Origin of the sequence: Crenobacter caeni, assembly GCF_010435965.1 — a bacterium.
Taxonomy (GTDB): Bacteria; Pseudomonadota; Gammaproteobacteria; order Burkholderiales; family Chromobacteriaceae; genus Craterilacuibacter; species Craterilacuibacter caeni.
In genome coordinates, this window is record NZ_JAAGAA010000009.1 from 177,278 (window position 1) to 189,578 (window position 12,301).

Consider the following 12,301-nt stretch of genomic DNA (forward strand, 5'->3'; position numbering starts at 1 on the left):
GGACGCGATGGCTCTTTACCGTTACCTCGCGCTCGACGCCGCCGGGCGCGAACAAAAAGGCAGCTTCGACGCGGACAACGCACGCGCGGCGCGTGCGCTGCTGCGCGAACGCGGGCTTACGCTGGTATCTCTTGATGAGGTGTCGGCCAGGGGCGGCGGCGCGGGCCGCCGCCTGCCATCTGCCGAACTGCTGCTGCTGACCCAGCAGCTCTCCACCCTGCTCGCGGCGGGGCTGCCGCTCGAGCGCGCGCTGCAGGCGGTTGCCGAGCAGAGCGAGCGAGGCGAGACCCGGCTTCTGGTCGGCGCCTTGCGCGCCGACATCGTCGAGGGCAAGAGCCTCGCGCAGGCGATGGGCGCGCAGCCGCAGGTGTTCTTCCCGCTTTATCTGAGCCTGGTGCGCGCCGGCGAGCAGAGCGGGCACCTGGCCGAGGTGATGGCGAGGCTCGCCGAGTATCTGGAGCGCCGGCACGCGCTGACGCAGAAGGTGACGCTGGCGCTGGCCTACCCGGCGGTGGTGACGGTGGTCGCCGTGCTGGTGGTCGCGGGGTTGATGAGCTACGTGGTGCCGCAGGTGGTCGGCGTGTTCGCGCAGACCAAGCAGACGCTGCCGCTGATCACCCGCCTGCTGATCGCTGCCAGCGACTTCACCCGGCACTGGGGCTGGCTGGTCGCACTGGCGCTGGTGGCGGCCGGGTTTGCCTGGCGCCAGGCGATGCGTGGCACGGCGTTCCGCCGCGCGGTGCACGTGCGCCTGCTTGCCCTGCCGGTGATCGGCCGGCTGATGCGCGCGGTCAACACCGCGCGCATGGCGAGCACGCTGGCCATCCTTGCCGGCAGCGGCGTGCCGCTTCTCTCGGCGCTGGAGACGGCCGGCGGACTGGTGACCCTGCTGCCGATGCGCGAGGCGCTGGAGGCGGCCGCCGCCAAGGTGCGCGAGGGGGTGCCGCTGTCGCGCTCGCTCGCCACCGGCCGCCAGTTCCCGCCGGTGCTGATCCAGCTGATCGCCAGCGGCGAGCAAAGCGGTAAGCTGCCGGCCATGCTCGAGCGCGCGGCGCTCCAGCAGCAGGCCGAGGTCGAGCGGCGGCTGGCCGCCTTCACCGCCTTGCTCGAACCCCTGCTGATCCTGGTGATGGGGGGCGTGGTGCTGGCGATCGTGATGGCGATCATGCTGCCCATCATCGACATGAACCAGATGGTGCGCTAGGCACCGAACAGATCCATATCGGGAGACTTGAACATGGCACAACGCAAGCAAAAGGGTTTCACCCTGATCGAAATCATGGTGGTGATTGTGATCCTCGGCATCCTGGGCGCCTTGGTGGTGCCCCGCCTGATGGGGCGGCCGGACGAGGCGCGCGCGGTCGCCGCCCGCCAGGACATCAACACGCTGGCGCAGGCGCTCAAGCTCTATCGGCTGGATAACGCGCGCTACCCGACCAGCGAGCAGGGGCTGTCCGCGCTGGTCAGCAAGCCGACCTCGGGCCCGCAGCCGAAGAACTGGAAGCCCGGCGGCTACGTCGAGCGGCTGCCGGTCGACCCGTGGGGCAACCCCTACCAGTACGCGGCACCGGGCACGCACGGCGAGATCGACATCTGGAGCCTGGGCGCCGACGGCGAGCCGGGCGGCGAGGGCGGTGACGCCGACGTCGGCAACTGGCAGCAGTAAGCGGCGATGGCGGCGAGCCGCGGCTTCACGCTGATCGAGCTCTTGGTGGTCATGCTGATCGTCGGCGTGCTCACCACCACGGTCACGCTGAGCCTCTCGCCCGACAGCCGGCAGCAGGGGCTGGACGCCGCCGCGCGTTTCGCGCGGGTACTCGAGCAGGGCGTCGACGTCGCGCAGCAGGGCACGCCGATGGCGTTGGCCTGGCAGGCAAACGGCTACCGCTTCGCCGAATACGGCGCCGACGCACGTTGGCGATCGCCCTCGGATACGTTTTTTGCCGAGGGACGCTGGCCGGACGGCGTGCGCGCCGAGTCCGCGCGTTTTGACGGCGTGTCGTGGCCGGCGGGCGAGCTGCGTCTGATCTGGCAGGACGGCGAGGCGAACCCGCTCGAAATCACGCTGACCGACGGACGCGTGCGCTGGCAGGTCGTGCTCAACCCGCTGGGCTTTGCCCGCGTCGAAGAAGCCGGCGTGGAGGCGGGGCCGTGAAGCGCGCGCGAGGATTCACCCTGTTCGAGGTGTTGGTCGCGCTCGCCATCATGGCGATCGCGCTGACCGCGCTGCTGCGCGCCTCGGCGCTAGCCGCCGACAACAGCGAGCGGCTGCGCCTGTCCATGCTGGCAAGCTGGGAAGCGCAGAACCGCATCGAGACGATGAAGGCACTGGGCGAATGGCCCGACATCGGCGGCACGAGCGGCGAGGTAGTGCTGGTCGAGGGCGCGCCTGCCCTGCGCTGGCAGCGCGACGTCAGCGACACACCGAACCCGGGCTTCAGGCGGGTCGTCGTGCGCATCCTCGCGGCGGGGCCCGAGCCTTACGCGCTCGCCGAGCTGACCGGTTTCGTGAGGCGGCCGCGATGAGGCGCGCGCGCGGCATGACCCTGGTCGAGATCCTGGTCGCGATGAGCCTGCTCGCGATCCTCTCGGCGATGGGCTACAAGGCGTTTTCCGCGCTGATGCTCTCGCGCGAGCAGCTCACCGCCTACTCGGCGCGCTGGACGGACCTTGCGCGGGTGTTCCACCGCGTCGAGACCGACGTCGCCGCGCTGGCGACGGCCGCCGAGGCGGGCGCCGTGCCGCCACCCACGGCCAGTCAGGCCGACACGCTGACACTCGAGGAGACGGCCGACGGCGCGCAGCGTCTGGTGCTGCCCGCCTACGGCAACAAGAGCCCGTTAGGCCGCATCGAGCGGGTCTACCTCGCCGACGGCAAGGGGCTGTCCTGGCAGAGCCGGCCGCTGGGCTTCGCCCGCGAGGCCGTCCCCGAGCGCTACCCGCTCTTTGGCGGCGACACGCACGCCCGCTTTGCCGTGCTGCTGGCCGGCAACCGCGAGAGCCCGCGCTGGCCGGTGGACGGCGTGCCGCCTGGCGACGCGCGCGCACTGGTGATGACGGTGACGCTTCAAGGCGGGCAGACGGTGCGCCGGGTGTGGAGCCTGCCATGAGGCGCGAGCGCGGCATGGCGGTGGTGATGGCGCTCTTGGTCGTCGCGATGGCGGCGACGGCGGCGGCCGTGGTGCTCTGGCAGCAAGGCTTGTGGCTGCGTCAGGTCGAGGCCGACCGCGCGAACGCGCAGGCGCGGCTGGTCGCCGACGGCGGCATAGGCTGGGCGATCGAGGTGCTGCGTTACGACGGCGAGACGACCGGCACCGACACGCTGGCCGAGCTGTGGGCGCAACCCCTGCCCAGGACCGACGCGCAGGGCGTCGCCGTCAGTGGCCAGCTCGCCGACGCGCAGGGGCGCTTCAACCTGAACAACCTGGTGCAGAACGGGCAGGGGGTGCCGGCGCAGCTTGCGCTGTACCGGCGGCTGCTCACCGAGTTGCAACTGCCGGTGTCGCTCGCCGACGCGCTGGCCGACTACCTGGACGCCGACGACGACGCGCGTGCGGGCAGCGCCGAGTCGGCGTGGTATTTGACGCAGCCGCGCCCTTACAAAAGCGCGAACGCACCGCTTGTGCGGCTGAGCCAGCTCGCGTGGGTCAAGGGCTACACGCCCGGTGCGATCGCCACGCTCGCGCCGCACGTGTCGGTACTTCCGGGCGGCGAGCCTGTCGCCATCAACGTGAATACCGCGACCGAGCCCGTGCTGCGCGCGCTGATCGAGGGCGCACGCGGCGGCGCCCTGCAGGGGCTGATTAGCCAGCGCGTCGACAAGCCGTTTGCCGACGTGGCGGACTTCAAGGCGCGCCTGCCCGCCGACGCGCGGGTGGCCGACGGCGTGGCCGTCGGCGTCGCCAGCAAGTACTTCCTGCTGGAGAGCCGCGTCGAGCGCGCGCCGATCAACAGGGCGGTGTCTGCACTGATCGTGCGCGACAACCGGGATACGCGTCTCGTGTGGCGCAGCGACGGCGAACTCGCCCCGCCGCCGCCCGTGGACAGAGGGAAAGAATGAGCATTCTGAGACTGATGTACCGGCCGGCGTGGCCGGACAGCGAGATGGCGCTGCCTTGGGTGCTGCTGGGCGAGCGAGGCGAGCGGCTCGACGGCGGCGACGACGAGCCGGCCGCGTGGCCGCGCACCGGCGAGACCGAGCTGGTGTTGCCGGCAGGCCAAACGGTTTTTTTGCGCGCCGCATTGCCCAAGGCCTCGCGCGAGCGCATGCAGGCGGCGGCCGGCTACGCGCTGGAAGAGCGCCTCGCCAACGACGTGCAGGCCAACCTGTACGCGCTGGGGCCGGCCGCCGGCGGCGAGCACGGGGTCGCGGTGACCGAGGCGTTCGGCGTGCGCCGCGCGGTGGCCATGCTGCGCAGCCTCGGGCGCACGCCCGACCGCATCGTCCCCGAGGAGACGCTGGGCCCGGCGGAAGGGGGCTGGCAGCTTGCGGCGGCAGCCGACGGCGGGCGCATCGCGCGCGAAGGAGAGGCGCTCGCGTGGTATTTGCCCGCGGGTGAGGTTGGTGACGCGCTGTGGGCGCGGCTGACGGCGCTCTCGGGCGCACCGCAGGTGCAGCCGGCCGTGACCGACGCCGGCTGGACGGCGGGCCGTGCGGCGTCGCCGTACGACTTCGCGCAAGGCGAACTCGCCGCCGGGCGCTGGTGGCGGACCTGGGGGCCGGCGCTGCGCAAGAGCGGCCTGGTGCTCGCACTGTTCGCCGCCTTGCAGCTGGCGCTGCTGTTGGGCGAAGCGGGCTACCTTGCGTGGCGCAAGCAGCAGCTCGCAACCGAAATCAAGGCGTTGGCCGTGCCGCTCGCCGGCAGCCAGGCCGTGCCCGGCAACAGTGCCTTGCCGATGCTGCGTGCGCTCGACCGCTTGCGCGCCGAGCGCGGCCAGCCGGTCAGGCTGGACGGCACCGCCCTGCTCGCGCGCTTGGGCGAGGTCGCCGGCAGCACGCTCGCGCTGCAGCAATTGAACATCGAGGACGGGCGCGTGGTGCTGCGGGCCGCACAGGTGCCGGACGAGACCTTCGCGCGCTGGCGCTCGCAGCTTGCGCGGCAGGGCGTCGCGCTGTCGCGGCGCGCCGGCGAGGGCGGTGCGCAGGAATGGGTATTGGCGGGGGAGCCGTGATGGGACGTTGGCAACAATGGCAAAAGACGCTGCAGTCGCGGTACCGGGCGCTGAGCCGGCGCGAGCAGTGGCTGGTTGGCTCCGCCGCCGTCCTGCTGCTGGTCGGGCTCGTCGACCTCGCGGTGTGGTCGCCGGCGAGCGACTACGTCGAGAAGAACCGCGGGCGTGTCGCGCGGCTGGAAGCCGAGCTGACGCTCGCGCGTACCCTGTCGGACGAGGCCGCGCGCCTCAAGCGCACCCCCGTGGTGGCCGCGCTGCCGGCGGCCGAGCTCGAGCCGCTGGTGAAACGCACGCTGGAAGGCAAGCTTGCGGGCAACTGGCAGTTAAGCCCCGAGGGCGAGCAGGGGGTGCGCATCAGCGGCGAGCTGCCATTCGACGAGTGGATGCGCGCCAGCGGCGAGCTTGCGCTCGCGCAAGTGCGGGTGGTGCGGCTGGACGCCACCGCGACCGGCTCCCCCGGCATGGTCCGCCTCGACGCGGTGCTCGTCCACGCGGGTGGCCAGGCATGAGGCGGGTGTGGCAGGCGGCGCTGGTGGCCCTGCTGCTGGCGCTGGGCGCGCTCGCCGCGTGGCCGGCCAGTTGGCTCGATGTACCGCTGTCGGCGGCGACCGGCGCGCGCTGGCGACTCGCCGGCGCCGAGGGCACCCTGTGGCGCGGCTCCGCGCAGCCGGTATTCGTCGGCGAGGACGGCACGGTGTTGCCCGCCTCGCGCATAGGCTGGGACTGGCAGGGCGCGGCGCTGTGGCAGGGAGCGCTGGCGTGGACGCTCGTGAGCGACGCCGGCGAGGGGCGCCTCGCGCTGCGGCCGGACGGCTGGCAGCTCGAGCGTTTTTCCGCCGCCGTGCCGGTCGGCGCGCTGGCCGGATTGTCCGACACCTGGCGCGCGGCCCGGCTGGGCGGCGTGCTGGTGCTGGACGTCGGGCGCTTTGGCCGGCAGGCAGGGCGTTTCGACGGTGCGGCGACGCTCGAATGGCGCGGCGCGTCCTCGCCGCTGACCCGCATCCAGCCCTTCGGCAGCTACCGGCTCGCCGCGAGCGGCGCGGGCGAGCGCATCGCCTTGCAGCTTGCCACGCTGGCCGGTCCGCTCACCATCGACGGGCAGGGCAGCTGGCAGATAGGCCAATTGCCGGACTTTGGCGGGCAGGCGTCCAGTTCCGAGGCCGACTATCCGGCGCTCAAGCCGCTGATGCTGATGCTGGGGCTGCCGGACGGGCCGACCAGCGTGCGCTGGCGCGCGCGGGCCACTATTTGACATTTGCATGTTGCGGCGCAGTGAGGTCGCGGTTATCATGGCAAGGTTTGACCGAACGGGACAGGCGCCAAGGCGCCGGGTCCCGTTCGTCACAATAAGAATGACAAAGAATCAGCAACAATCATCAGGAGCTAACCAGTGCCTACCGTACCAGCGATTCTCGCCCTGGCAGACGGCACCGTCTTCCGCGGCGAAGCCATCGGCGCCACGGGCCACACCGTGGGCGAGGTGGTGTTCAATACCTCGATGACGGGCTATCAGGAAATCCTGACCGATCCGTCCTACACCAAACAGATCGTCACCCTGACCTATCCGCATATCGGGAACGTCGGCGCGAATCCGGAAGACTCCGAATCCCGCGCCGTTTTTGCATCCGGCCTGATCATCCGCGACCTGCCGCTCACCCACAGCAACTTCCGCGCGACCTCGTCGCTGTCCGACTACCTGCGCGAGAACGGCACCGTCGCCATCGCCGGCGTCGACACCCGCCACCTGACGCGCATCCTGCGCGAGAAGGGCGCGCAGGGCGGCTGCATCATGGCCGGCGAAATCGACGAGGCGCACGCGCTGGAACTGGCCAAGGGCTTCGGCTCGATGGCCGGGCAGGACCTCGCGCAGGTGGTCAGTTGCAGCGAGTCCTACCCGTGGACCACGCGCGAGTGGCGGCTGGGCGAGGGCTACACCGAGCAGCGCGAGCCGCGCTACCACGTCGTCGCCTACGACTTCGGCGTCAAGCACAACATCCTGCGCATGCTCGCCGAGCGCGGTTGCAAGCTGACCGTGGTGCCGGCCAAGACCCCGGCGCGCGACGTGCTCGCGCTCAACCCGCACGGCGTCTTCCTCTCCAACGGCCCGGGCGACCCGGAGCCTTGCACCTACGCGATCGACGCGATCCGCGAGCTGATGGCCGCACGCGTGCCGCTGTTCGGCATCTGCCTGGGCCACCAGCTGCTGGGGCTCGCCGCCGGCGGCAAGACCAGCAAGATGAAGTTCGGCCACCACGGCGCGAACCACCCGGTGCAGGACCTGGATTCCGGCCGCGTGATGATCACCAGCCAGAACCACGGCTTCCAGGTCGACGAAGCGAGCCTGCCGGCCAACGTGCGCGTGACCCACCGCTCGCTGTTCGACGGCACGGTGCAGGGCATCGCACTGACCGACCGCCCGGCGTTCTCCTTCCAGGGCCACCCTGAAGCGAGCCCGGGCCCGCACGACGTCGCCTACCTGTTCGACCGCTTCATCGCGGCGATGGAAGCGCAGGGCTAAGCGGCAAACACAGGCAATCAACAGGAGGCAAGCATGCTGGGCATCACCGATCCCTGGACCTACTTGATCGGCACGATCTTCATCATCCTGCTGCCGGGGCCGAACTCGCTCTACGTGCTGTCCGCCGCCGGGCAGCGCGGGGTGAGGGCGGGCTTCGCCGGCGCCCTGGGGGTGTTCGTCGGCGACGCGATCCTGATGCTGGCGGCCGCCGGCGGCGCCGCCGGCGTGCTCAAGGCGTGGCCGCTGCTCTTCACGGTGCTCAAGTACTCGGGCGGCGCCTACCTTGCGTGGATAGGCGTGCAGATGCTGATCGGTGCGTGGAAGAGCTTGCGCGCGCCGGCGCAGCCCGGGGCCGCATCTGACTCGCCCTCCGTGCGCGTCGACGCGAAGAGCCCGTTCAGGCGCGCGCTGTCGATCAGCCTGATGAACCCCAAGGCCATCCTGTTCTTCCTGTCGTTTTTCGTGCAGTTCGTCGACCCGGCCTACCCGTACCCGGCGCTGACCTTCGCCGCGCTGGGCGCCATCTTGCAGGTGTGCAGCATGACTTACCTGACGGTGCTGATCCTGGCCGGCAGCCATCTGGCCGCCGCGTTCCGTGCCCGGCGCCGCCTGGCGTCGGTTGCCACCGGCGGGGTCGGCGCGATGTTCGTCGGATTCGGCGCCAAGCTTGCGTCCGCCGGACTCAACTAGACAGCAAACAACGAGAACACCATGCCGAAGCGTACAGACATACAAAGCATCCTCATCATCGGCGCCGGCCCCATCGTGATCGGGCAGGCGTGCGAATTCGACTATTCCGGCGCGCAGGCGTGCAAAGCGCTGCGCGAAGAGGGCTACCGCGTCATCCTGGTCAACTCCAACCCGGCGACCATCATGACCGACCCCAATATGGCGGACGTCACCTATATCGAGCCGATTTCCTGGCAGGTGGTGGAGAAGATCATCGCCAAGGAGCGCCCGGACGCGATCCTGCCGACCATGGGCGGGCAGACCGCGCTCAACTGCGCGCTCGACCTGGCGCGCGAAGGCGTGCTCGCCAAGTACGGCGTCGAACTGATCGGCGCCACCGAAGACGCGATCGACAAGGCCGAGGACCGCGGCCGCTTCAAGGAAGCGATGGCCAAGATTGGTCTCTCTTGCCCGCTGTCCTTCGTCTGCCACAGCATGGAAGAGTCGCTGGCGGCGCAGGCCAAGGTCGGCTTCCCGACGCTGATTCGCCCGTCGTTCACCATGGGCGGCTCCGGCGGCGGCATCGCGTACAACCGCGAGGAATTCATCGCGATCTGCGAGCGCGGCTTCGAGGCGAGCCCGACGCATGAACTCCTGATCGAGCAGTCGGTGCTCGGCTGGAAAGAGTACGAGATGGAAGTCGTGCGCGACCGCAACGACAACTGCATCATCATCTGCTCGATCGAGAACTTCGACCCGATGGGCGTGCACACCGGCGACTCGATCACCGTCGCGCCGGCGCAGACGCTGACCGACAAGGAATACCAGATCATGCGTAACGCCTCGCTGGCGGTGTTGCGCGAGATCGGCGTCGACACCGGCGGCTCCAACGTGCAGTTCGCCGTGAACCCGGACAACGGGCAGATGATCGTGATCGAGATGAACCCGCGGGTGTCGCGCTCGTCGGCGCTGGCGTCCAAGGCGACCGGCTTCCCGATCGCCAAGGTCGCGGCCAAGCTCGCCGTCGGCTACACGCTGGACGAACTGAAGAACGACATCACCGGCGGCGCGACCCCGGCCTCGTTCGAGCCGACCATCGACTATGTGGTCACCAAGATCCCGCGCTTCGCGTTCGAGAAGTTCCCGACCGCTGACGACCGCCTGACCACCCAGATGAAGTCGGTCGGCGAGGTGATGGCGATGGGCCGCACCCTGCAGGAGTCGATGCAGAAGGCGCTGCGCGGCCTAGAAACCGGCCTGTCGGGCTTCGACGAGAAGACCCGTGACGAGGCGACGATCCGCCACGAACTGGGCGCGCCCGGCCCCGAGCGCATCTTGTATGTGGCCGACGCCTTCCGCATCGGCATGAGCCGTGACGAAGTGTTCGACGTCAGCAAGATCGACCCGTGGTTCCTCGCGCAGATCGAAGACATCGTCGGCGAAGAAGCCGCGCTTGCCGGCCGCCGCATCGAGTCGCTGACCGCGGCCGAGCTGCGCCGCCTCAAGCGCAAGGGCTTCTCCGACCGCCGCCTCGCGCAGCTGACCGGCTGCGACCAGGCGTCGGTGCGCACGCACCGCCACGCGCTGAACGTGCGCCCGGTGTACAAGCGCGTCGACACCTGCGCGGCCGAGTTCGCGACCAACACCGCCTACATGTACTCGACCTACGAAGACGTGTGCGAGGCGGCGCCGTCCGACCGCAAGAAGGTGATGGTGCTGGGCGGTGGCCCCAACCGCATTGGCCAGGGCATCGAGTTCGACTACTGCTGCGTGCATGCGGCGCTCGCGCTTCGCGAGTCGGGCTTCGAGACCATCATGGTCAACTGCAACCCGGAAACCGTCTCCACCGACTACGACACCTCCGACCGCCTGTACTTCGAGCCGCTGACGCTGGAAGACGTGCTGGAAGTCTGCCACGTCGAGAAGCCGTGGGGCGTGATCGTGCAGTACGGCGGGCAGACTCCGCTGAAACTCGCGCGCGCACTGGAAGCGGCCGGCGTGCCCATCATCGGCACCAGCCCGGACATGATCGACGCCGCCGAGGACCGCGAACGCTTCCAGCAGCTCCTGAACCAGCTCGCGCTCAAGCAGCCGCCGAACCGCACCGCGCGCACCCCGGCCGACGCGATGCGCCTGGCCGAGGAGATCGGCTACCCGCTGGTGGTCCGCCCGTCCTACGTGCTGGGCGGCCGCGCGATGGAGATCGTGCACGAGCCGGCCGACCTCGAGCGCTACATGCGCGAGGCGGTCAAGGTGTCGAACGATAGCCCGGTGCTGCTCGACCGCTTCCTGAACGACGCGATCGAGGTCGACGTCGACTGCATCTCCGACGGCCACGACGTGGTGATCGGCGGCATCATGCAACATATCGAGCAGGCCGGCGTCCACTCGGGCGACTCGGCGTGCTCCTTGCCGCCTTACAGCCTGTTCCCCGCCGTGCAGGACGAGATCCGCCGCCAGACCGTCGCGATGGCGCGCGCGCTGAAGGTGGTCGGCCTGATGAACGTGCAGTTCGCGATCCAGGGCGAGACCATCTACGTGCTGGAAGTGAACCCGCGCGCCAGCCGTACCGTGCCCTTCGTCTCCAAGGTGACCGGCGCGCCGCTGGCCAAGATCGCCGCGCGTGCGATGGCCGGCATCACGCTCGCCGAGCAGGGCTTCACCGCCGAGGTGGTGCCGCCTTACTACGCGGTGAAGGAAGCGGTGTTCCCCTTCATCAAGTTCCCGGGCGTCGACACCATCCTCGGCCCCGAGATGAAGTCGACCGGCGAGGTGATGGGTGTGGGCAAGACCTTCGCCGAGGCCTTCGTGAAGAGCCAGCTCGCCGCCGGCGACCGCCTGCCGCGTACCGGCAAGGTGTTCCTGTCGCTGCGCGCGTCGGACAAGAACGGCGGCATCGAGGTGGCCCGCGAGCTGCAGCGCATGGGCTTTGGCGTGTGTGCGACCCGCGGTACCGCCAAGTCGCTGACCGAGGCCGGCATCGTGGTGCAGGTGGTCAACAAGGTTGCCGAAGGGCGTCCGCACATCGTCGACATGATCAAGAACGGCGAGATCGCGCTGGTCGTGAACACCGTCGACGAGAAGCGCCAGGCGATCCAGGACAGCCACTCGATCCGCCGCTCGGCCTTGCAGGCGCGCATCCCGCAGTACACGACGCTCGCCGGCGCCAAGGCGCTGTGCGTCGGCTTGCAGCAGAGCGACTTCGACGTCTACAGCGTGCAGGCCTTGCACGCCCAAGTGAACGCCTGAAGCCAGGCGGGTGCGCCAGCTATTGGTCGCGCCCGCGTTTTGCCGGTACAATCAGGCAAAAGCTGATCGCAAAAGCCGCCGTCTTATCCAGACGGCGGCTTGTGTTTTTATCGAGGGCGGCCAGGCCGTCCGCAGGAGAGTCAAGCATGAATAAAGTCCCGCTGACCGTGCGTGGCGCCGAGTTGCTCAAGGACGAGTTGCAGAACCTCAAGAGCGTGGAGCGCCCCAGCGTGATCGCTGCCATCGCCGAAGCGCGCTCGCACGGCGATTTGTCCGAGAACGCCGAATACGACGCCGCCAAGGAACGCCAGGCCTTCGTCGAAGGCCGTATCGCCGAGCTCGAGGCCAAGCTGTCGAACGCGCAGATCATCGACCCGACCACGCTGGACGCCGAAGGCCGCGTGGTGTTCGGCGCGACCGTCGAGCTGATGGACCTGGAGAGCGAAGAAGAAGTCGTCTACCAGATCGTCGGCGACGACGAGGCCGACATCAAGGTCGGCAAGGTGTCGGTCAACTCGCCGATCGCGCGCGCGCTGATCGGCAAGGAAGCCGGCGACGTCGCCGAGGTGATGGCGCCGGGCGGCATCCGCGAATACGAAATCCTCGACGTCAAGTACATCTGATCCGTCGAAAAGGATGAACACGCGCCCCGCCGGGCGCGTTTTGTTGTGCAAACGCAGCAGCAGGGGGGAG

General features: G+C 69.5%; 13 protein-coding genes. All 13 read left to right on the top strand.

Going from position 1 to position 12,301, the window contains the following annotated elements; all coding sequences use genetic code 11:
- Positions 1 to 7: 7 nt before the first annotated feature.
- The 13 genes from gspF (at position 8) to greA (ending at position 12,231) form a co-directional block, all read left to right on the top strand.
- Entirely contained in the window at positions 8 to 1,204 is a 1,197-nt protein-coding gene (gene gspF, locus GZH52_RS11185; RefSeq protein WP_163316541.1) for a type II secretion system inner membrane protein GspF, read from the top strand.
- A 33-nt stretch (positions 1,205 to 1,237) separates the two neighbouring features.
- Entirely contained in the window at positions 1,238 to 1,666 is a 429-nt protein-coding gene (gene gspG, locus GZH52_RS11190) for a type II secretion system major pseudopilin GspG (RefSeq protein ID WP_163316542.1), read from the top strand.
- A 6-nt stretch (positions 1,667 to 1,672) separates the two neighbouring features.
- A complete protein-coding gene (locus GZH52_RS11195; protein ID WP_163316543.1) occupies positions 1,673 to 2,155 on the top strand; it encodes a prepilin-type N-terminal cleavage/methylation domain-containing protein in 483 nt (160 codons plus the stop codon).
- A complete protein-coding gene (gene gspI, locus GZH52_RS11200) occupies positions 2,152 to 2,526 on the top strand; it encodes a type II secretion system minor pseudopilin GspI (protein WP_163316544.1) in 375 nt (124 codons plus the stop codon). Before GZH52_RS11195 ends, gspI begins: the two co-directional genes overlap by 4 nt.
- A complete protein-coding gene (locus GZH52_RS11205; RefSeq protein WP_163316545.1) occupies positions 2,523 to 3,110 on the top strand; it encodes a prepilin-type N-terminal cleavage/methylation domain-containing protein in 588 nt (195 codons plus the stop codon). Before gspI ends, GZH52_RS11205 begins: the two co-directional genes overlap by 4 nt.
- Positions 3,107 to 4,060: a type II secretion system minor pseudopilin GspK gene (gspK, locus tag GZH52_RS11210; RefSeq protein WP_163316546.1), complete on the top strand. Its 954-nt coding sequence runs from the start codon at positions 3,107 to 3,109 to the stop codon at positions 4,058 to 4,060. The genes GZH52_RS11205 and gspK overlap by 4 nt, the downstream gene beginning before the upstream one ends.
- Entirely contained in the window at positions 4,057 to 5,172 is a 1,116-nt protein-coding gene (gspL, locus tag GZH52_RS11215) for a type II secretion system protein GspL (protein WP_163316547.1), read from the top strand. Before gspK ends, gspL begins: the two co-directional genes overlap by 4 nt.
- Positions 5,172 to 5,681, top strand: a complete 510-nt coding sequence (locus GZH52_RS11220) for a type II secretion system protein M (RefSeq protein WP_163316548.1) — start codon at positions 5,172 to 5,174, stop codon at positions 5,679 to 5,681. The genes gspL and GZH52_RS11220 overlap by 1 nt, the downstream gene beginning before the upstream one ends.
- Positions 5,678 to 6,424 (top strand): type II secretion system protein N, encoded by a 747-nt coding sequence (gene gspN / locus GZH52_RS11225; RefSeq protein ID WP_163316549.1) that lies wholly within the window; start codon positions 5,678 to 5,680, stop codon positions 6,422 to 6,424. Before GZH52_RS11220 ends, gspN begins: the two co-directional genes overlap by 4 nt.
- A 138-nt stretch (positions 6,425 to 6,562) precedes the next feature.
- Positions 6,563 to 7,690 (top strand): glutamine-hydrolyzing carbamoyl-phosphate synthase small subunit, encoded by a 1,128-nt coding sequence (gene carA, locus GZH52_RS11230; protein ID WP_163316550.1) that lies wholly within the window; start codon positions 6,563 to 6,565, stop codon positions 7,688 to 7,690.
- A 33-nt stretch (positions 7,691 to 7,723) separates the two neighbouring features.
- On the top strand, positions 7,724 to 8,380 hold the full coding sequence (gene leuE, locus GZH52_RS11235) for a leucine efflux protein LeuE (protein WP_163316551.1): 657 nt from the start codon (positions 7,724 to 7,726) through the stop codon (positions 8,378 to 8,380).
- Between the two features lie 21 nt (positions 8,381 to 8,401).
- On the top strand, positions 8,402 to 11,608 hold the full coding sequence (gene carB / locus GZH52_RS11240) for a carbamoyl-phosphate synthase large subunit (RefSeq protein ID WP_163316552.1): 3,207 nt from the start codon (positions 8,402 to 8,404) through the stop codon (positions 11,606 to 11,608).
- Positions 11,609 to 11,754: 146 nt separating this feature from the next.
- On the top strand, positions 11,755 to 12,231 hold the full coding sequence (gene greA, locus GZH52_RS11245) for a transcription elongation factor GreA (protein WP_163316553.1): 477 nt from the start codon (positions 11,755 to 11,757) through the stop codon (positions 12,229 to 12,231).
- Positions 12,232 to 12,301: the final 70 nt, after the last annotated feature.